A 20841-nucleotide genomic window follows, 5' to 3' on the forward strand; every position below is an offset into this window, starting at 1 on the left:
GAGTATCTAGAAATAACCACCCGAGTCAGAATGAAATAACAGAAACCGCTAATAGTGTGAACTAGTTATTAAATTAATCTCAGTTTTTACGTTAAGCTGACGCTTTCTTTATCATTGTGATAGGTGACTAATTATGATTAAAACAATTACCCAGCAAGAAGTTCAGGTAAGTGATAGCTGTAATGATTGTGGATCATTTGTCGATATTGGCACTGTAATTGACGAGCAGGATACACGCCTTATTTTGAAAATTACTGGCGATGCCGTTGCCGAAGAAGCAGAAGATATCATTACAAAAGCAAAAACGCGTTTTGACTCAGTTAAGGTTAATAGCGAGCAAACGGAAGCAGATATTACTGTCATTATAGATTTTGAATTCACTGCTGAAAAAATGATCTTTCAATTAGAGAATAGCTTGTAAATAGCTAAAATATATCAAATATATAATGATTTTTGCGCTAACAACTTGCAATTTAATTCAGTGAGTGTAACCATCGTTACATTACTACTTTATGCTTAGACATATGTCATAAGCGCCAAGGCCATTTTACATTTGCTTTGGTACATGAGGGATGTTGATTTTTATCAAGTCATCCCTTATTTTAGCTGGAAAAAGCCTCCGAAGAATGAGGTGACCCGACTGTTATGCTGTCTTTTTGGGAACAATAATGAAGCAAAATGAGCAACAACATTTATTAGAGTTAATTGTTAACTCAAAAGCAAAAGAAAAGGGCGACTTTACTGCGACCTCTGAACTTGCCTGTAAATTGTTATTGAAATACTTTAATGCGACTTGTGTATCAGTTATTTCACTACGAAATAAGGCACTTGAGCAAAAAGTCGTTGCTTGCGCCTCACCCAATACATCTATGGTTGAAGTCACCCAGAAATTCCGCCATAAGCACTTTGCATCAGAACTGTATTTTGATGAAATCCGACGTTATCGACACGTTGTCAGTAATATTTCTCCTACAGATAAACGCCTTACTTGCTTCTCTGAGTATTATCTCCAGTCTGGAATCCAATCAAACTTAGATGTCGCAATTCGAATCAATGGTCATATTGAAGGACTACTGTGCATTGAATTTGATCACCAAATTGAACTGCCAAAACAGTCGATTGAATTTGCTTGTCAATTTGCAGACCAATTAGCACTGACACTTGCCACCCGTTACGCTTATGACAAAGACGAACGTTTAACCTTGTTCCATAGTGCAACAGAGCAAGCTAAACATGTGTTGATGTTGGTTAACTTAAAAAATCAAATTATTGAGTATATCAATCCTGCACATGAAAAAATGACAGGGCTGTCTCGTGACGTTGTGCAAAACAATGAACTCATTACCTTGGATTTCTTTAGAGGTAAGCGTGAGCTTGCTAATGAATTAACACAAGAATTGATAGCGGGTAAAACCGTTCAAGGCGAAACCGAATTACAACGAATCGACGGCACAAATTATTGGGTACAATATCAAGCTAGTCGTTTCGTTACCGAGCAAGGCAACTATTACGCATTGGTGTCGTGTTTAGATGTTTCAGAACAGCGACGTCATAAAGATGAACTTGAAAAGCTCGCATGGAACTGCACGTTAACGGGTTTACACAATCGACTTCATTTTACTCAGCAGCTCGACGTCACGTCTGAAGGTGTTCTGGTACTAATCGATTTAATGGGCTTTAAGCGTTTCAATGACACAAGTGGTCATGAGCAAGGGGATTCGTTGCTCACTGAAGTGGCAAGAAGACTCAAGCATTTTGCTGAAAGTAACGGTGCAATTGATGTTGCCCGAGTAGGCAGCGATGAGTTTGCCTTGATTTTACCAGCGATACATTCAAGTGACATTTTAGAAGAAACGATTGTTAAGCTATATCAAAAGCTTAGTGTTCCATCTGTGATCGGAAGAGAAAAAGTTGACCCGAAAGCCGCGATTGCTGTGGTTGATATTGCGCCTGTTGTTGGAGAGTTTTCACCGCTTTCTTGCGCTGATATTGCGCTTCAATATGCGAAAAAGAAAGCTATGATGAATTATCAAATTTTCAATGATGATTTATTAGCGACCTTTAAAAATAATGCAGAAATTGAACGTGATTTACAAACAGCAATACGTGGACGTCAGTTCGAGCTTTATTACCAACCTTTAATGGATTTAAAGAACCATAAGTTCATTGGCGCAGAAGCCTTAATACGTTGGCATCACCCTAAGAAAGGAGTGCTCTACCCAGGCGCATTCATTGATATTGCCGAACAAACGGGCATGATCAATGCCATCGGAGATTGGGTATTAGAAGCGGCCTGTAAACAACTTAACTTATGGCAGCGTAAAAATGTCGATATTGTTATGCATGTTAACGTAGCAGCAAGACAATTCTTTAGCGGGAATTTATTTGAGCAAGTTTGGAATTTAGTGACTCGCTACCGTCTAAAGCCACAAAGCTTGATATTAGAAATTACTGAAACTGAATTAATGGGTGATGTCCGTCATGCGACTTGTTTGTGTCAAGAGTTGGCTGATTTAGGGGTTGGGTTGGCCATTGATGATTTTGGTACGGGTTACAGTTCAATGCGTTATCTAAAACAGTTCCCAATCAGCAAATTAAAAATCGACCGTTCATTTATTTCAGATTTAACGACCAGTCATCAAAGCAGAGAAATTGTAAGTGCGATTATCGCGATGGCGAAAGCATTAAATATTTCATTGACGGCTGAAGGGGTAGAGACAAAAGAACAAGAGTTGTTTTTAGAAGATAGTCTTTGTAATCACGCTCAAGGCTATTTATACAGTCCCGCTATAAGAGAAAATGAATTCTCTCGTTTCATTTCTGAGCAAAATGAAACGGTACATTAACCTCGACACTCTCTACTCATAACTGCTCATTCATAACTGTTCATTCATAACAGCCACCAAATCTAAAAGCTTTTGCTAAACCAAATTAGTTAAGTCTGATTATTTTGACCTAACTGGTTAAGTTAGTTAAAACAGTTAAATCAAACCTCTTAAATTAAATCTCTATAAACACAGTGCTTTTACAAAGCGATAATGGTTACGGTGATGATGCATATCCAAGTGTGGAAATAGGTTGGTGTTTGAAACGACAACCTAGGTGTTATCTGACTCATTCACTTTTCAACTAATTCATTCAGTTTGCAAACTAACTTATTTTCTTTAAACAACAGGTTTTAAACTTTTTGCCGCTGTGACAGATACACGTTTCATTACGTTTTGGTAATTTAGCTTGTTTTTGCTCGCCAGTAGTATAAAACCATTGTCCACCTACACGCTCAAATTGTGATGCTTCAAAAATGGCATCAATAACACCATCATGTAAGAACCATGCTTTAAAGGTGACAGTACCATGGTTAGCGGTTTGATTAGCCTCATCGACAGTTAATCCCAGCCAAGTTGTTGATGACGCATTTTCAGCCAGTAACGCAATGCTAAGCCCGTTCAGAAAATCAGGGTGATGGGTATCGAGTAAATATTGAAATTCTTGTAATACAAAAGCGCAGTAACGTGAGCGCATTAATGTCTCTACGTCAGCTGCTGTATTTACGTTTAAGTGATAAGGCTCACAGCACTCAGAATAGTGTTGATTTCGACCGCAAGGGCACCTTGTATTGGCCATCTGACTCTTAGCAGTTTGAGTATTGATTAAACGAGTATTCATTACAGGTCGCTTTAATGATTATGGGCATCTGTCGAATCTATCGGCTGCTGCGTATTTTGTTCTGATTCAGTTTCAATCATGATGTCTGGTTTGGGGGCTTGGTTGAATTGTCTGCCGTAATATAAGTTTGAAACAGGCTTAGCAGTAAAATAGTACTTAGGATCTGTTTTAGTGTTTGAATCAACAATAAATTGCCACTGATCTTTCGCTGTCTTTCGTGATACTAAAACAAACTTACCAGAGAAAACACTTGTAGGATCGCCAGTTTCTTTACGAGGGTGAAACCTCACCAGGTAGTAACCAACATCTGTGGCACTTGATTCAGTTAATTCACGGTTAATCACTCTAAAATCAACTTCGATATGTGCATCTTTTTTGGCTATTTTCTTGAAAAATACCGTATAGAGGTCGAGGATATTTTGTTTACCAATGACGATTTCTTGATCTAACACCTCAGATATATATGTGGCATCATCCGTGTATATTTTATTAATAAAATCCAGATCTAGATTCTCGAAACCTGTGTGAAAGGTTTTATAATTATTATTAATGATGTCGTTGTCTGACAAAGTTGTTTCAGGTGTTTTTCCTGCTAAGGCATTGATGCTGAGAAGCATAAAAGTACAACAAAACAACAATTTGATATAAGTCATCAAGATTTTTTACTCTTTACTCTGGCTAATGAATAATTTCAGGTGCAGATTTTGATAATGCATGACACTATAAATTATTCTATTAATTAGCAACAGTAAGTAATCTTTACAAAGTGTGTAGGAGTTGATTATGAGCGTTGATGATACAGCATTATTTTTAGCTGAAATGGGCGACGTTAAACCATTAACCACTAATGACAAGGTATTTGTCTCATCACAACAACTCGATACGGATGCACATCGAGCAAGACGTAAAGCAGCAATGCAAAATGAGTATTTGGCGAAATTACCCATTGAACCAAGGTTATTAACTCCAATAACGCCTGACGAGATAATGAGTTACAAACGAAATGGTGTCCAAGAAGAAGTGTTCCGCCATTTGCGTTTAGGCAAATACAAAAAGCAAACAGTATTAGATTTGCATGCCTATCGATTGAGTCAAGCCAGAGAGTTGCTTGTTGAAACGATTATTCAAGCACAAGAAAGAGGCGAACGAAATTTATTAATCATTCATGGTAAAGGAGTGAATAATAAACCCTATCCAGCGCTTATGAAATCTGCGGTCAACGATTGGTTGATGCAGTTTGAACAAGTACAAGCATTTCACAGTGCGACCCGTGAACAAGGCGGAACTGGTGCATTGTTTGTGATGTTGGTTAAATCTGATGAGCAACGCATTGTATCAGGAGAAACGAATAGGAAAGGCAGTGGCTTTCGGTAACGCTTGTATATTGTTGGTATATGACATATTTACAAGGGCTTTTAATAAAGCCCTTATCAAACACCGTTAAAAACAATTCTTAAAAAAGATGCTTGCAAGTTAAACGAGTAAGAAAGCTAGGATGGCAAGGAGTACAATAACAGCCACTATCATTTTAGGATTCGTTTCTCTTGGCGTCTCTTCATTATTTAATCGTTTTGAACGTTCATTTCTTAATTTTTGGTAATGACTTTTTTTCATGCTACACCTAGGCTAACAAACAACAACAAGTGTAATTCACACAAGCAGTGACGCTAGACTTTGTCACTTTCAAGCATGCTAATAACCTTGTTTGGGTTAGATTTGTGATCTTTGCAGAAAATGACTGCTTTTCATTCTAGAGATGCTAAAGAACCTAGTTAGAAATGTAAGTGTACTTTAGTGAATTTGTTAATCTCGTTATCATGTTAACGTTATTTTAGTTATCACTAATTCAGCACAAAATATAAAATAGCGATGGTAATAAACAATAAATGAATACTACTCTTATGATTACTATAATTAAGGGTTGAACCTTTACGGATCCGCTTAGCACGGCCATTTCTTAATTTTACGTAGTTTCTTTTTTCATTAGCAATATCAAACGACAAAACAGAAATGAATCTGTATCGTTATACTCAAAATATAGAAGGTTTTAATACTTGATAAGCGTAGATAAAACGGAAAGCCGTATTGATACTTAATGTGACTTCTGGCTTTTATTACACTTGTCATAATGACGTGTACAAGTAACTCCATTCACTTTGTGTACCGCGTAAAATTATCATAAACGACAGGGTTGAGAATGGGTTTTTATGTGATCTCGATCACACATTGGTGCAAATTGACACGTGTCAGAATATTGTCGTTAAAGCACTTGGTGCTTTGTGTTTTAGGGATGTTTTTGCTCTGTTGGTTTAATGTTAATTCTTGGTAGGGGTATACATTAACTGAGAATTGCGATGATTGAAGCCAAAATATAAAGCACCCTAAGGTGCTTTATATTTATTGTTATATTGCTATTGATTTTAACGTATTTTGAGTCGATACATTACCAGCCACATTGACGGCTTTTAGATTGATTTTGTTTGTCGAGCCATACATGTAATGGCGCAAAATAGTCTAAAACAGCGTTTGCATCCATTGCTTTAGTGCCAGTCACGATATTAAGTGCTTCAGGCCAAGGTTGGCTTAATCCAGCTTCTAGCATTTCATTTAACTTATGACCCGCATCTTTATTACCGTAAATACTACAACGGTGAACTGGTCCTTCGTTACCCGCTATTTCACATAATGATTGATGGAATTGGAACTGTAATACGTGAGCTAAAAAATAACGTGTATATGGCACATTACCAGGTACATGATATTTGGCGCCAGGGTCAAAGTCAGCCTCAGTTCGTGCTATTGGTGCTGCTACACCTTGGTACTTTTCACGCAGATCCCACCATGCTTGGTTATATTGCTCTGGTGAAATCTCACCGTTGAACACTTTCCAGCGCCATTGATCAATCATTAAACCAAAAGGCATGAAAGCGATTTTGTCTAATGCTTGTTTGAGTAATAAACCTATATCTTTCGATTCGTCAGGTACTTGTTCTAGTAAGCCAATTTGTTTTAAATAACTGGGTGTAATGGAGAGGGCGATAGTGTCACCAATTGCTTCATGAAAGCCATCATTAGCAGAGCCTTTAAACAAATGTGATTGGTTTTTGTAGGCACGTTGATAATAGTTATGACCCAGTTCATGGTGAATGACTGTAAAGTCTTCCGCTGTTTTTTGAATACACATTTTAATGCGGATATCATCTTCGTTATCTAAATCCCAAGCAGAAGCGTGGCAAACGACATCACGGTCTTTTGGTTGAACAAACAACGACCGAGTCCAGAAGGTATCAGGCAATGGACTAAAACCTAGTGAAGAAAAGAAGCCTTCAGCTTGTTTGACCATCTTAATTTCATCATATTGATTCTCTGCTAGCAATGCGGTGACATCATAGCCTGGATCTGCATCTTGTGGCGCAACAGAATCATATATTGTGCCCCATTGCTGAGCCCACATATTACCTAATAAATGCGCTGGGATAGGTCCTTGATTCGGTACAATATTATCGCCATATTGTTCGTTTAACTCACCACGTACATAACAATGTAGTGAATCATAAAGTGGTTTAATATCTCCCCATAACCTATCTAGTTCATTTGAAAAATCATCAGGTTTCATATCATATTGGCTACGCCAAAGCTCTGAGAGGTCTGTAAAGCCGAGATCGCGTGCGCCTTCATTAGCGAGCTCAACCTCGCGTTTGAATAAAGGTCGCATTGGTTTGGCAATTTCACGCCAGCCTTGCCATGCTTCTAATAAAATTGCAGGATCTTTAGAGTCTGCCATCAACGCTGACAGCTCTGGCTGAGTCATGCAACGATCATCAGCGAAACAATATTTACCTTTACCATATAAGCCATTTAATTCAGAACTAATTTGCGCAAGCTCTGCATTTTTAGCAGGATCTAATGGGGCTGGTAGTACTAAGCTACTGCGAAGGATGTGAAGTTTACGCGCATTGATTGGATCAAGTTTTACATCGGCATACTTAGCTGCTTCTGTAGCAAAGTATACTGATCGTGATGTCAGCTTTTCACCAATCGCTGCCGACATCGCTGCAGTATCTTCAGTAATAAAATTACTGTAAACCCATTCGGTTCGAGCACCTTCAACGGATAATTGAGCTAATTCAGCTTCTGCTTCATTTAAAAATGCAATAGCAGATTCCGTTGAAATACTTGCTGATTGTTGAGTGACTTTTACGGTTGATGTAATGATTTCTTCTTCAGCTTGCTGGCATGCTGTTAATCCCAATACGACTGAAATGACGATTGCAATTTTAGACGGCTGTTTAAAAGGCTGGTTCATCTTACAGGTTTCCTTATTTTTATTGTCGTCGACAGTTTACATAATTAGGGCAAATATTGCATTTTAGTTAATAAACAGTGCTAGAAGAGTACTAAAGACGGCGTAAGCTTGAACATATAATCTGATTTAACATTGACAAGTGTGCGCTCAGTGTTTAATTTAAACGGGTGTTTTAAATTGAATTGGGTCACGGAATGGCAAGCAGAACTGATACAAAAACAAGAATTCTCGATGCTGCTGAAAAACTTTTTGCAGAAAGAGGTTTTTCTGAAACATCTTTGAGGCTAATTACCAGCAAAGCTGAAGTAAATTTGGCCTCTGTGAACTATCATTTTGGTTCAAAGAAAGAGTTAATTCGCGCTGTTTTAGCACGGTATTTAGATGTGTTTATGCCTAGCGCAGCATCTGAAATTAAAAGACTTTTTAAGAATCCAGAGCTGGCGAATTTGAATGAAATTTTTTCATCACTAATAAAGCCGCTGTTAGAATTAAATCAAGTTAGGCAAGGTGGTACAACCATCTTTCTTCAATTACTGGGTCGTGGATATATAGAAAGCCAAGGCCATTTAAGATGGTTTATCACTACGCATTACGGTGAATACTTACAAGTGTTTGTTAAAGCCGTTTCAGCTAGTGCGCCACATATTCCGCCTGCTGAGATGTTTTGGCGACTACACTTTACCTTAGGCACCATCGTTTTCACTATGGCATCAGCTGATGCATTAAATGAAATCGCAGAGGCTGACTACGGTGAACATAATGATACTGAAGCGATTATTCGTAAGGTTATTCCATATATGGCAGCTGGTGTATCTGTACCGATTTTAGGAAAGGAATAAGGGATTAACATGACTGTCCTCATACTCGTATTAATAGCACTGCTAGTGCTATTTGGTGTTCGAAATTTACGTATGCGTTTTATCACGCGACCTGTATTTAGCTTCTTTAAAAAAGTGTTACCCCCTCTGTCCAGTACAGAGAAAGAAGCCATGGAAGCTGGAGATGTTTGGTGGGAAGGAGAGTTATTCCGCGGTAAACCTGATTGGAATATGCTTCACAATTATGGCAAACCTCAATTAACGGCAGATGAACAAGACTTTATCGACAATCAAGTGATGACAGCGCTCACCATGATTGATGATCATGACATTGTTAATAACCGTAAAGATTTACCTCCTGAATTATGGGATTACTTTAAGAAAGAAGGCTTCTTGCACTTATCATTCCTAAAAAGTTTGGTGGTCGAGAGTTTTCTGCATACGCCAATTCGACCATTGTCAGTAAAATTGCCACGCGCAGTATTAGTGCTGCCGTAACCGTTATGGTGCCAAACTCATTAGGCCCAGGTGAATTACTAACGCATTATGGCACTCAAGAGCAAAAAGAGCGTTGGTTACCAGCGCTTGCTAAAGGTGAAGAGTTACCCTGTTTTGCATTAACGGGTCCTGAGGCTGGTTCGGATGCTGGTGCTATTCCTGATACTGGCATTGTTTGTCGCCGTGAGTTTAATGGTGAAGAAACACTCGGGTTAAGCTTAACTTGGAATAAACGATACATCACACTAGCACCTGTAGCGACAGTGCTTGGTTTAGCATTCCAAATGCGCGATCCTGATGGGTTACTTGGTGATACAGTTAACTTAGGTATAACTTGTGCGTTAATTCCGACTGATCACCAAGGTGTAGAAATTGGTCGACGTCATAACCCGTTAATGATGGCATTTATGAACGGAACGACAAGTGGCGAAGATGTGTTTATTCCGCTTGATTGGATTATTGGTGGGCCACAATTTGCAGGTAAGGGCTGGCGAATGCTTGTTGAGTGTTTATCAGCTGGGCGTGGTATTTCATTGCCTGCGCTGGCGACCGCTTCTGGTCATATGGCCACTAAGACGACTACAGCTTATAGTTTTGTAAGACAACAATTTGGCATGCCAATTGGTAAGTTTGAAGGTGTACAAGAAGCTTTAGCACGTATTATTGCCAATACATATCAATTGGAAGCTGCACGTTGTTTGACTACGACAGGAATTGATTTAAAAGTTAAACCTTCAGTTGTTACTGCAATTGCTAAATACCATATGACTGAGTTAGGTCGTGATGTAGTTGAAGATGCAATGGACATTCAATCAGGTAAAGGGATCCAGCTGGGTACTAAAAACTATCTTGGTCATGCATACATGGCAAGTCCCATTTCAATTACGGTTGAAGGGGCAAATATTTTAACGCGTTCGTTAATGATATTTGGCCAAGGTGCAACGCGTTGTCATCCATATGTGCTCGCTGAAATGGAAACAGCAGCAATGGAAGATCAAAAAGCGGCTATCAACCGATTTGATGCTTTACTCATGGGACATATGGGCTATGCTGCTCGTAATGGCTTTATGGCGTTTTTTAATGCGCTAACAGCAAGTAAAACGAATTCAGCGCCAGTGAGTGGTACAACGCAGCAGCATTACCGTGATATGAGCCGTTTATCTTCTGGTTTAGCTATCATGACTGATTTATCTATGTTGATCATGGGTGGCGATCTGAAACGTAAAGAAATGATTTCTGCACGAATGGGCGATGTATTAAGTCAGTTGTATTTAGCGTCTGCGACGTTAAAACAGTTTGAAGACAATGGTCGTCAACAAGATGATTTGCCGATTGTTCATTATGTAATGACACAGCGCCTCCATTTAGCTGCTGAAGCATTGCAACAAGCTATCCGTAACTTCCCGAGTAAGTTTGTTGGCATTTTATTAAAGTTAGTGATATTCCCATTAGGCAATCATTTTAATGCGCCAACGGATAAGCAAGCGACAGTATTAGCTGATAACTTCTTACAACCTTCTCCTGCTCGTGATCGAATTACTTTCTTATGTGCAGAATTTGAAGGTGATAAGAGTGGCATAGCAGAAGTCGAACAAGCATTTTTAGCTAAATACGCTTGCAAGCAGTTATTTAAACGATTAAAGAAAGCGCAAAAGGCCGGAGAGTTAACGCCTAAACTGTCTACATTAACGTTATTTGCTCAAGCATTAGAGAAAGGGGTTATCAATGATGAAGAGCATGCTCAACTTGTTGATGCAGATACCAAACGCTTAGCTGCTATCAATGTTGATGACTTTGAAAGTCTATAGCTTGCTAATGAAACTAGCCTGCTAAAAAACGATTTAAGCACAAATAAAAAACCACCTCATTGAGGTGGTTTTTTTATACTTTTATTTGCTGAGTTAATTTTATAACAGACCAACTTAACTCATATTTGCGATGCCAGAATTATGCAACAACCAGCACTTTACATGTATTGGTGCCACCGACAGTTTCCATCGCATCGCCTTTAGTCATCAATACCATATCACCTGATTTTAAGTAACCTGCTTTAGCGACTGCTTTTAACGCTTCAGATGCTAATGCATCTGCAGGTACAGCTGTTGAATCAAATTTAACGGGCAATACACCACGGAACAAAGCTAATTTAGCTAATGTCTTTTCGTGACGAGACAGAGCAAAAATAGGTAAAGAAGAACTAATGCGCGACATCAACTTAGTTGTCTCACCAGATTCCGTTAAACTAATAATCGCTTTAACACCTTCAAGGTGGTTCGCTGCATACATAGTTGAAAGTGCAATCGTCTCTTCGATAGAATTGAACTTCTGGTCTAGTCTATGCTTAGAAGACATCACTGAAGGGTGTTTTTCTGCGCCTGCGCAAACATTACCCATTGCGAGTACTGTTTCTTCTGGGAAATCACCTGCTGCAGTTTCTGCTGATAACATAACTGCATCAGTGCCATCTAAAACAGCATTAGCAACGTCCATGACTTCTGCACGTGTTGGCATTGGACTTGAAATCATAGATTCCATCATTTGAGTTGCAGTAATAACCACCTTGTTCAACTGACGAGAACGTTTAATTAGTTTCTTTTGAACAGCTACAAGGGCTGCATCACCGATTTCAACACCTAAGTCACCACGTGCAACCATTACAGCATCAGATGCTTTGATAACGTCATCCATTGCTTCGTCAGTGCCAACTGCTTCAGCACGTTCAACTTTTGAAACGATCAATGCAAAACTGCCAGCTTCTTCTGCTAATTTACGAGCGTAATCTAAATCAGCACCTGTACGTGGGAAAGATACTGCTAAGTAATCAACTTGAATTTGAGCAGCAGTTAAAATATCAGCTTTATCTTTATCAGTTAGTGCAGGGGCTGTTAAACCGCCACCTTGTTTGTTGATGCCTTTATTATTTGAAAGGGGACCGGCCACAGTGACAGAGGTAAATACCTTGTTACCTTCAACTGATTCAACTTTAAGTTGAACTCGACCGTCATCCAGCATCAAAATATCACCAATGGTGACATCTTTTGGTAATTCTTTGTAATCAATGCCGACTTGCTTTTCGTCACCTTCGCCTTTTGCTAAATCAGCATCTAAGATAAAGGTATCACCTAAATTCAATTGAATTTTTTTGTTATCTTTAAATGTAGAAACGCGGATTTTCGGGCCTTGTAAGTCACCAAGAACTGCAACATGAACACCTAACTCTTTAGCGATGTTACGAGCGTCTGTAGCACGTTTTAAATGATCTTCTGGTGAGCCATGTGAGAAGTTAAGACGTACAACATTTGCGCCGGCTGCGATGATTTTACGTAGGTTGTCATCACGATCTGTTGCTGGACCAAGTGTTGTAACGATTTTAGTTCTGCGGAACATAAGATACTCCGTTAATATTAAGAAAAAGAATTCGGTACAAATATGAAACTATATTAACAGAGATTTTAGTATTTTGTAGGAAAGTTACGAACAAAAAGGTCATTTTTAATGTTTTATTTTTGTGACAGATTCGATATTTACAGAAAATAAAGGCCAAACAGTCAAGACTGTTCGGCCTTTTGGAAGTGTCATTCAACAGAAATATTTAGATAGTAAGATCTTTATTAACTCGTGATTCTTTCAATACTTCCTTAACTCGCTTCAAATTGTCACGGAATCGAGGTCCACGTCTTAGGGTAAATCCAGTTGCGAGAACATCGATAGTGACCAACTGAGCTAGACGAGATGCCATGGGTAGGTACATATCGGTATCTTCTGGTACTTCCATGGTTACAGGCAACGTACATTCATGGGACAGTGGGGAATTACGTGCTGTAATCCCAATCACTGCAGCACCATTTTCACGTGCGATACGTGCAATTTCAATCAATGATTTAGTACGGCCTGTATGGGATATCAACACAACAACATCACCTTCATTACAACCAATGCAGCTCATACGTTGCATGAGAACATCATCAAAACAAATTACTGGGACGTTAAAACGAAAGAATTTATTTTGAGCGTCATGTGCAACAGATGATGAGGCACCAAGACCAAAGAATGAGATTGTTTTTGCTTGAGTGAGAATATCGACGGCTTTGTTGACAGCAACCACATCAAGGCTTTGACGTGCGGTATCAAGGGATGCCATTGAAGACTCAAAGATTTTTGTTGTGTACGACTCAGGTGAGTCATCTTCTTCTACATGTCGACTTACGTATGGCGTACCATTAGCAAGACTTTGAGCAAGATGTAATTTAAAATCAGGGAACCCTTTAGTATCCAGTCGTCGGCAAAAGCGGTTTACGGTCGGCTCACTGACGTCAGCCATTTTGGCAAGGGTAGCGATACTTGAGTGGATAGCTGTTTGAGGAGAAGCTAAAATAACTTCTGCCACTTTACGCTCTGACTTACTAAACTGTGTCAGGCTCTTTTGCACCTTTTCAAGGGTATTCATAAGCAATTGTCCGCTAAAATGGATGATGTAATTTTATATCATAAATTACAATTTGAGAGGAAATGAAGTAATTTTTATCCCTCTAAAAACAAAATGTAGTCACTTTTCATCGTTGTTTTGTAACTAGACTAAGATAGTAAAGTAATTTAATCACCAAAATACTATCAGGTTTTATGTTAATAATGCTAGATACAAAACAAAGGATTATTTTCAAATTATAGATGCACAAAACTAATTCTGTTGTTATATTACAACAAAAGTGTGGTTTTAATCGTCGGATACTTAAATTTCGTAAGGTGAATCACACAAAATAAAGGAGTATGTAGAGCAATGAGTAACTCAACTTCAGGGGCTAAAGCTTGCGATTTTGTGCTTTTTGGTACAAAGGGCGATCTCGCGAGACGTAAATTGTTGCCTTCGCTTTATCAACTAGATAAAGCTAACCTGTTAGATACAGACACTAAAGTGATTGGCGTTGCAAAAGATGCCTTCACTCAAGAAGAATTTATCGCGTTAGTACAAAAAGCATTAAATACCTTTGTAAAAGATGAATTATGTGAAGAGACCTTAGAACGCTTTATTGGGCGTTGTCATTATATAGGGACTAATTTTACAGAAGCTGAAGGTTACAAAGCATTCCATGACCTATTAGAACCAACAAAACGTGTCATGGTTAGTTACTTCGCAACGCCTCCTTCTATTTTTGGCGATATCTGTCGCTGTTTAAATGAACAAAACCTCATCCATCCTGACACTCGTATCGTTTTAGAAAAACCAATCGGTACGTGTTTAGCATCATCAAAAGTCATTAACGACAAAGTTTCTGAATACTTCAACGAAAACCAAGTTTATCGTATTGACCATTATCTTGGTAAAGAAACCGTTCAAAACCTAATTGCTCTTCGATTTGCTAACTCGCTATTTGCGTCAAAGTGGGATAATCGAACAATTGATCATGTACAAATTACAGTTGCTGAAGAAGTGGGCATCGAAGGGCGTTGGGGCTACTTTGATACTGCTGGTCAAATGCGTGACATGATTCAAAACCATTTATTACAAGTGCTGACACTGGTTGCAATGGATCCGCCTGTCAATCTTGATGCTGACAGCATCCGTGATGAAAAAGTAAAAGTACTTAAATCTCTTCGTCCAATTACGCCATACAATGTTTTTGAAAATACCGTACGTGGTCAATATACCGCAGGTTTCTTAAAAGGCAGCCCTGTTCCTGGTTACCTTGAAGAAGAGGGCGCTAATGTTAAGTCTAATACTGAAACGTTTGTCGCACTGCGTGTTGATATTGATAACTGGCGTTGGGCTGGGGTGCCATTTTACTTGCGCAGCGGTAAACGTATGCCGTTCAAGAGTTCAGAAATTGTGGTTTATTTTAAAAACCCACCATTGAATCTATACCGTGACAGTATGCGCAACCTGCCACCAAATAAATTAACCATTCGTCTGCAGCCTCACGAGGGTGTAGAGATCCAAATGATGAATAAAGTGCCTGGTCTTGAAGAGAAGCAGCGCATTCAAACTACTAAACTTGATTTAAGTTTTACCGATACTTTCAAAAATGAACGTATTGCTGATGCTTATGAGCGTTTGTTACTTGAAGCCATGATAGGTAATCAAGCCTTATTTGTTCGTCGTGATGAAGTTGAAGAAGCGTGGACATGGGTTGATGGCATCATGAACTCTTGGGAAAAAGGCGGTGAAAAACCTAAGCCTTATCCAGCAGGGACTTGGGGCCCAGTTGCTTCAGTTGCACTGATCACTAAAGACGGCCGCTCTTGGGACGAATAAGGAATGAGTCATGATTAAAGAATCTGTGTTTAAATCATTCGATACTCCTGCTGATTTAGAAGCTAAATTAGCAGAGAAAATTTCTAATCAACTACAAAATGCTGTTGATAGTCGTGGTAAAGCCAGTCTTGTAGTATCAGGCGGTTCCACACCGTTAAAACTGTTTAAATTACTTAGTAATAAAGCAATCGATTGGAGTGATGTTTACATTACATTAGCTGACGAACGTTGGGTTGATGCTGAAGAAGCTGATTCTAATGAGCGCCTAGTCCGTGAGCACCTTCTACAAAACCGTGCTGCTAGTGCTAAGTTTCGTGGTTTGAAAAACATGTTCGATAGTCCTGAAAAGGGCTGCGAAATGACCATTGAATCATTAGCTAACTTTCCAAAGCCTTTCGATGTGGTGGTATTAGGTATGGGAACAGATGGGCATACATGCTCATGGTTCCCATGCAGTACCGAACTAGAAAACGCTTTTACGACTGATTTGTTATGCGCAGCTGTCAATCCGACAACCGCACCGCATCCCCGCATCACATTATCAAAAGGGGCAATCTTAAACAGTCGTCAGATTTATCTTCATCTTGTCGGTGAATCTAAATTATCCGTATATCGCCAAGCATTACAAAATGACGATGTGAACGAAATGCCTATTAGAGCCGTATTAGCGCAGCGTAAAACGCCCGTTGATGTGTTCTATAGCGCTTAAGGAGTCAATTATGCACTCAGTAGTTCAAGCTGTTACCGATAGAATAATCGAACGAAGCAAAGATACACGTAAGAAATACCTTGAAGCCCTTAACGACGCTAATGCAAAAGGCGTACACCGCAGTGCTTTAAGCTGCGGTAACCTAGCCCATGGGTTTGCTGCTTGTCAGCCTGCAGATAAAGAATCATTACGTCAATTTACTAAAGCTAACATTGGCATTGTTACAGCATTTAATGACATGCTGTCGGCGCATCAGCCATATGAAGATTATCCAAATTTCTTAAAGAAAGCCTGTCAGGAAGTAGGCAGTGTTGCTCAAGTTGCCGCTGGTGTACCTGCGATGTGCGACGGTGTGACACAAGGTCAACCTGGTATGGAACTCAGTCTACTTAGCCGTGAAGTCATTGCGATGTCGACTGCTGTAGGGTTATCTCACAATATGTTTGATGGCGCTTTATTATTAGGTATCTGTGACAAAATCGTACCGGGTTTATTGATCGGTGCGTTAAGTTTTGGTCACTTACCGATGTTATTTGTGCCAGCTGGCCCAATGAAATCGGGTATTCCTAATAAAGAAAAAGCGCGAGTACGCCAACTTTTCGCTCAAGGCAAAGTTGATAGAGAAGCATTGTTAGAAGCTGAATCTAGCTCTTACCACAGTGCTGGTACGTGTACTTTCTACGGTACTGCAAATTCAAATCAATTAATGCTCGAAGTTATGGGGCTTCAATTACCTGGTTCGTCATTTGTTAATCCAGATGATCCGTTACGTGATGCATTAACGTCAATGGCAGCTAAGCAGGTATGTCGTCTAACTTCAATGGGAACGCAATACAGCCCAATTGGTGAAATCGTTAATGAAAAATCAGTTGTTAACGGCATCGTTGCACTATTGGCAACAGGTGGCTCTACCAACTTAACCATGCATATTGTTGCTGCTGCTCGTGCTGCAGGCATCATTGTCAATTGGGATGATTTTTCAGAACTTTCTGCAAACGTGCCTTTACTTGCTCGTGTTTACCCTAATGGCCATGCTGACATTAACCATTTCCATGCAGCTGGCGGTATGGCGTTATTGGTTAAAGAACTATTGGATGCCGGCCTGTTACACGAGGACGTTAATACAGTTGCAGGTTTTGGTTTACGTAAATATACCCAAGAGCCTCGATTGGTCGACGGCGAACTGATTTGGGTTGAAGGCCCAACAGAAAGTTTAGACAAAGAAGTGTTAACCCATATTGATACACCATTCCAATCAAATGGTGGCTTAACATTGCTCAAAGGTAATATCGGACGAGCTGTTATTAAAGTATCGGCAGTGCCAGTTGCTAATCGTGTTGTTGAAGCACCAGCAGTTGTTATTGACGATCAAAACAAGTTAGACGCTATCTTTAAAGCGGGTGAGTTAGATAAGGACTGTGTTGTCGTGGTTAAAGGTCAAGGACCTAAAGCCAATGGCATGCCAGAACTTCATAAGTTAACCCCATACTTAGGTACGCTACAAGATAAAGGCTTTAAAGTCGCACTAGTGACTGATGGCCGTATGTCAGGTGCGTCAGGCAAGGTGCCTGCCGCTATTCATCTAACACCAGAAGCGTTAGACGGTGGCATGATTGCAAAAATTGAAAACGGCGATGTAATTCGTGTTAATTCTGATACTGGTGAACTAACACTTTTAGTTGACGATGCAACATTAGCCGCTAGGACAGCTGCTAAAGTCGATTTACATCATTCAAGTTTTGGCATGGGACGTGAATTATTTGGTGCTTTACGAAGTAATTTAAGTGGTCCTGAAACCGGCGCTCGCTGTACCAGTGCCATTGATGAAAAATACTAATTGTAAGGAAGAATAACGAATGCTTGAGAATAACTGGACGATACAGCCACAAGATATTTTTAAACGCAGTCCGATTGTTCCTGTAATGGTTATCAATAAAATTGAGCATGCAGTACCGTTAGCGAAAGCATTAGTTGCGGGCGGTATCAGTGTTTTAGAGATAACTTTACGCACAGAGTGCGCTTTAGAAGCAATTAAATTAATTGCTAAAGAAGTGCCAGAAGCCATTGTGGGTGCAGGTACAATTTTAAACGAACAACATCTTCAGCAAGCAATTGATGCAGGTTCGCAATTCATCATCACCCCTGGTGCAACAGAAGGATTATTGAAGGCGGCCATGAAAGGTACTGTACCTTTAATTCCTGGTGTTGCGAGTATTTCTGAAGTCATGGTCGGAATGGAATTAGGTTACACTCATTTCAAATTCTTCCCTGCTGAAGCCTCTGGTGGTGTTGGTGCGTTAAAAGCATTTTCAGGTCCTTTGGCAAATATTCGTTTTTGCCCAACAGGCGGTATTACTCCAACTAGTTACAAAAACTATTTGGCTTTACCCAATGTTGATTGTATTGGTGGTAGCTGGATAGCGCCAACTGATGCTATGGAGCAAGGCGATTGGGACCGAATTACCCAGTTATGTAAAGATGCGATTAGTGCGCTTTAATTACTCTCTGTAAGTGAGCATTCGTTAAATAAAACCACCTTCGGGTGGTTTTTTATTGGTTAAAATAGACTAATGTTTAAAATGCACATTCATTAAAATAATGTTCAAAATTGAAATGGTTGATATCACTTGGTTAGGAGTTAGCAGTTAGCAGTTAGGGGAGAGTTTAATTGTTAGCATCTTAGCCATAGTTTTACTCTTTTATTCCTTATAAAGGTCATATGGATAAATCAGCGCAAAGTGTGGCAACATTTAATAAGATGGCACAACAATATCAAGATAAATACATGGATTGCAGTTTATATAGCCATAGTCTTGATAAGTTGTGCGACTATATTTTCAAAATGGCTTTATCTCCCGATGTTGATCAAGTTTCGGATGTTGACTCAGTCACTTATACAAAGGCCATTTTCATATTGGATATAGGTTGCGGCCCAGGTAATGTGAGTTTGTATTTATACCGGCAGTGTAAAACCTGGCAAGCGGCTCGACAAATAAGCATAGATATTTGTGTCTATGGTTTCGATCTTGCTGAGCAAATGGTTGCTCAAGCAACAGCTAACAATCCATTGTTTCATTATGAAGTGTTGGATATGCGTAAGGTACGTAATGCCTCTACTGCGTTAGTATCTAATAAGTATCACTTTGCTATTTGTGCTTTTTGTTTTCCTTATTTAAATCAACGCGAACTGAAGCAATTTATTGCTAACTTGCCTCAGTTTATGGCCAATAACAGCATCTTGTTTGTCAGTTTTATGACCTCAAATAAGCACTATTCACAAACTCAAACCTCAACCCAAGGATATAAAGTACATATGTATTTTTACCCGTCAAAATATGTCGCAAATTTATTTCGTGAGAATGGCTTTGAGGTTATTGATCAATACGAAAAAGACTATTTAATTGAAGGTGAGAAACAAGCTACAGATTGTTTTATGTATCTTAAGCGTTTAGGGTAAATAATTTGATTTACTGACAGTTTTACTGATTGAAATGGACATTCATGAATATACAGCGCGTACACGTTATTGAAAAACTACCACTGGTATTTCTGATATTGATGGCTGCAAGCTGGTGGCATTTTTTAATTATGACACCTGGCTAAATGATTTTGGCCAGTCAAAAAGTGATTGGTTATTGTTGATTGATATTGGCGTTACCTTACCTTTGCTGTGTTTTATTTGTATTAAACCTAAAAAGATAGCTTTAATAAAATCGATTGGTTATTTTGCATTGTTGGTGGCTGTAGGTAGCTACATTATTCCCAATCAGTATCAAGTTGTATGGCCTTACCTTACAGACCTACGTTACCTCATTTTATGCGGCTTCATTGTCGTTGAATTGAGCGTTATTGCTTGCGTAATATTTGCAATTAAACAGGCGATAACCAAGGGGCTTGATCCCGACTTTGCTATCGAAAAGCCAATCAAACGTTTTATTGGTGATAGTGCTATCAGTAAGTTAATTATTTTTGAAACGAGAGTGTGGAGCTTTATTTTTTGCAGTCGATTGATTCATTCAAGTGCTTATGAAGGAGATGAACAATTTAGTTATCATTTAAAAGATGCAAATCAATCTAATTCCCTAGGTTTTATATTGATGATTGCATTCGAAATTCCACTCATGCACCTAGTATTACATTTTATTTGGTCACCCTTAGCAGCTTATATAGTGACATTGTTAACTGCACTCAGTTTAGTTTTCTTTGTCGCCGAGTATCTAGCCATGTCTAGACGACCTATCTCGATTGATGATCGCCAGATATATTTACGTTATGGGGTGTTTAACGTGTTTACCATTGCGTTGGATAATATTAAAACAATAGAATTTAATCAGAGTGTAATAAGAAGGCAAAAAGGCGTTAAGCGATATAATTTTAGTGGTGCACCCAATATCCACATCGTTTTGAAGACTGAAATTGATGATGAAAAACAGATTTATATTGGTGTAGATAGCCCACAAAAAATGATTTCGCTAGTTCAGCATCGGATAAACTAACTTAGTTAACCATTATCGGTTTCCCACTTTTTAATATTGCGTAGACTATCAAAAGAGCTACGCGGTGAGCTTAATGCTTTATCACAATGAATTAATAG

Annotated in this window: 16 protein-coding genes and 1 pseudogene; 11 read left to right on the top strand and 6 right to left on the bottom strand. The window is 39.1% G+C overall.

All coding sequences use genetic code 11. From position 1 onward, the window contains the following. The first annotated feature begins 133 nt into the window (after positions 1 to 133). Positions 134 to 421: a DUF406 family protein gene (locus tag ACGEDC_RS18500; RefSeq protein WP_394494985.1), complete on the top strand. Its 288-nt coding sequence runs from the start codon at positions 134 to 136 to the stop codon at positions 419 to 421. A 247-nt stretch (positions 422 to 668) separates the two neighbouring features. Continuing rightward, positions 669 to 2846, top strand: a complete 2178-nt coding sequence (locus tag ACGEDC_RS18505) for a sensor domain-containing phosphodiesterase (protein ID WP_394494987.1) — start codon at positions 669 to 671, stop codon at positions 2844 to 2846. Positions 2847 to 3150: 304 nt separating this feature from the next. Here the strand turns inward: ACGEDC_RS18505 and ACGEDC_RS18510 are convergent, their stop codons facing one another. Continuing rightward, on the bottom strand, positions 3151 to 3666 hold the full coding sequence (locus ACGEDC_RS18510; RefSeq protein ID WP_394494989.1) for a YchJ family protein: 516 nt from the start codon (positions 3664 to 3666) through the stop codon (positions 3151 to 3153). 11 nt (positions 3667 to 3677) lie between these two features. Continuing rightward, the gene (locus tag ACGEDC_RS18515) at positions 3678 to 4283 is read right to left on the bottom strand and encodes a YybH family protein (RefSeq protein ID WP_144430160.1); all 606 of its coding nucleotides are present in this window, start codon (positions 4281 to 4283) and stop codon (positions 3678 to 3680) included. 166 nt (positions 4284 to 4449) lie between these two features. Here ACGEDC_RS18515 and smrA point away from each other — a divergent pair, with 166 nt between their 5' ends. Then, entirely contained in the window at positions 4450 to 5040 is a 591-nt protein-coding gene (gene smrA / locus ACGEDC_RS18520; protein WP_394494992.1) for a DNA endonuclease SmrA, read from the top strand. Positions 5041 to 5139: 99 nt separating this feature from the next. Here smrA and ACGEDC_RS18525 read toward each other — a convergent pair whose 3' ends face one another. Together ACGEDC_RS18525 and ACGEDC_RS18530 are read right to left on the bottom strand one after the other, a co-directional pair. After that, entirely contained in the window at positions 5140 to 5280 is a 141-nt protein-coding gene (locus tag ACGEDC_RS18525) for a hypothetical protein (RefSeq protein ID WP_156003214.1), read from the bottom strand. Positions 5281 to 6109: 829 nt separating this feature from the next. Continuing rightward, positions 6110 to 7972 (bottom strand): M2 family metallopeptidase, encoded by a 1863-nt coding sequence (locus tag ACGEDC_RS18530; RefSeq protein ID WP_394494995.1) that lies wholly within the window; start codon positions 7970 to 7972, stop codon positions 6110 to 6112. Positions 7973 to 8166: 194 nt separating this feature from the next. Between ACGEDC_RS18530 and ACGEDC_RS18535 the strand changes: the two genes are divergently transcribed. Beyond that, positions 8167 to 8811, top strand: coding sequence for a TetR/AcrR family transcriptional regulator (locus ACGEDC_RS18535; protein ID WP_055024008.1), 645 nt, complete (start codon positions 8167 to 8169; stop codon positions 8809 to 8811). A gap of 9 nt (positions 8812 to 8820) precedes the next feature. After that, positions 8821 to 11096, top strand: a pseudogene (locus ACGEDC_RS18540) (acyl-CoA dehydrogenase). 139 nt (positions 11097 to 11235) lie between these two features. Here ACGEDC_RS18540 and pyk read toward each other — a convergent pair. Together pyk and ACGEDC_RS18550 are read right to left on the bottom strand one after the other, a co-directional pair. Beyond that, positions 11236 to 12675, bottom strand: a complete 1440-nt coding sequence (gene pyk, locus ACGEDC_RS18545) for a pyruvate kinase (protein ID WP_055024006.1) — start codon at positions 12673 to 12675, stop codon at positions 11236 to 11238. Positions 12676 to 12880: 205 nt separating this feature from the next. After that, on the bottom strand, positions 12881 to 13735 hold the full coding sequence (locus tag ACGEDC_RS18550) for a MurR/RpiR family transcriptional regulator (protein WP_055024005.1): 855 nt from the start codon (positions 13733 to 13735) through the stop codon (positions 12881 to 12883). Positions 13736 to 14065: 330 nt separating this feature from the next. On the opposite strand from ACGEDC_RS18550, the gene zwf reads away from it, so the two are divergent. The 6 genes from zwf (at position 14066) to ACGEDC_RS18580 (ending at position 20743) form a co-directional block, all read left to right on the top strand. After that, positions 14066 to 15538, top strand: coding sequence for a glucose-6-phosphate dehydrogenase (zwf, locus tag ACGEDC_RS18555; protein ID WP_055024004.1), 1473 nt, complete (start codon positions 14066 to 14068; stop codon positions 15536 to 15538). A 10-nt stretch (positions 15539 to 15548) separates the two neighbouring features. After that, a complete protein-coding gene (pgl, locus tag ACGEDC_RS18560; RefSeq protein WP_394494999.1) occupies positions 15549 to 16247 on the top strand; it encodes a 6-phosphogluconolactonase in 699 nt (232 codons plus the stop codon). Between the two features lie 10 nt (positions 16248 to 16257). Then, positions 16258 to 18084: a phosphogluconate dehydratase gene (gene edd / locus ACGEDC_RS18565; RefSeq protein WP_065108140.1), complete on the top strand. Its 1827-nt coding sequence runs from the start codon at positions 16258 to 16260 to the stop codon at positions 18082 to 18084. A gap of 19 nt (positions 18085 to 18103) precedes the next feature. Further along, positions 18104 to 18745, top strand: coding sequence for a bifunctional 4-hydroxy-2-oxoglutarate aldolase/2-dehydro-3-deoxy-phosphogluconate aldolase (locus ACGEDC_RS18570; protein WP_055024001.1), 642 nt, complete (start codon positions 18104 to 18106; stop codon positions 18743 to 18745). 221 nt (positions 18746 to 18966) lie between these two features. Further along, positions 18967 to 19704 (top strand): methyltransferase domain-containing protein, encoded by a 738-nt coding sequence (locus ACGEDC_RS18575; protein WP_394495002.1) that lies wholly within the window; start codon positions 18967 to 18969, stop codon positions 19702 to 19704. A 115-nt stretch (positions 19705 to 19819) separates the two neighbouring features. Continuing rightward, on the top strand, positions 19820 to 20743 hold the full coding sequence (locus tag ACGEDC_RS18580) for a hypothetical protein (protein ID WP_394495004.1): 924 nt from the start codon (positions 19820 to 19822) through the stop codon (positions 20741 to 20743). Positions 20744 to 20841 lie beyond the last annotated feature (98 nt).

The organism is Shewanella sp. ENK2, from assembly GCF_043568515.1.
GTDB lineage: Bacteria > Pseudomonadota > Gammaproteobacteria > Enterobacterales > Shewanellaceae > Shewanella > Shewanella japonica.

Bases quoted from the DNA above. Each gene is read 5' to 3' on its own strand.
- ACGEDC_RS18500 (WP_394494985.1), top strand. From the start codon at position 134: ATGATTAAAACAATTACCCAGCAAGAAGTTCAGGTAAGTGATAGCTGT.
- ACGEDC_RS18505 (WP_394494987.1), top strand. From the start codon at position 669: ATGAAGCAAAATGAGCAACAACATTTATTAGAGTTAATTGTTAACTCA.
- ACGEDC_RS18510 (WP_394494989.1), bottom strand. From the start codon at position 3,666: ATGAATACTCGTTTAATCAATACTCAAACTGCTAAGAGTCAGATGGCC.
- ACGEDC_RS18515 (WP_144430160.1), bottom strand. From the start codon at position 4,283: ATGCTTCTCAGCATCAATGCCTTAGCAGGAAAAACACCTGAAACAACT.
- smrA (WP_394494992.1), top strand. From the start codon at position 4,450: ATGAGCGTTGATGATACAGCATTATTTTTAGCTGAAATGGGCGACGTT.
- ACGEDC_RS18525 (WP_156003214.1), bottom strand. From the start codon at position 5,280: ATGAAAAAAAGTCATTACCAAAAATTAAGAAATGAACGTTCAAAACGA.
- ACGEDC_RS18530 (WP_394494995.1), bottom strand. From the start codon at position 7,972: ATGAACCAGCCTTTTAAACAGCCGTCTAAAATTGCAATCGTCATTTCA.
- ACGEDC_RS18535 (WP_055024008.1), top strand. From the start codon at position 8,167: ATGGCAAGCAGAACTGATACAAAAACAAGAATTCTCGATGCTGCTGAA.
- pyk (WP_055024006.1), bottom strand. From the start codon at position 12,675: ATGTTCCGCAGAACTAAAATCGTTACAACACTTGGTCCAGCAACAGAT.
- ACGEDC_RS18550 (WP_055024005.1), bottom strand. From the start codon at position 13,735: ATGAATACCCTTGAAAAGGTGCAAAAGAGCCTGACACAGTTTAGTAAG.
- zwf (WP_055024004.1), top strand. From the start codon at position 14,066: ATGAGTAACTCAACTTCAGGGGCTAAAGCTTGCGATTTTGTGCTTTTT.
- pgl (WP_394494999.1), top strand. From the start codon at position 15,549: ATGATTAAAGAATCTGTGTTTAAATCATTCGATACTCCTGCTGATTTA.
- edd (WP_065108140.1), top strand. From the start codon at position 16,258: ATGCACTCAGTAGTTCAAGCTGTTACCGATAGAATAATCGAACGAAGC.
- ACGEDC_RS18570 (WP_055024001.1), top strand. From the start codon at position 18,104: ATGCTTGAGAATAACTGGACGATACAGCCACAAGATATTTTTAAACGC.
- ACGEDC_RS18575 (WP_394495002.1), top strand. From the start codon at position 18,967: ATGGATAAATCAGCGCAAAGTGTGGCAACATTTAATAAGATGGCACAA.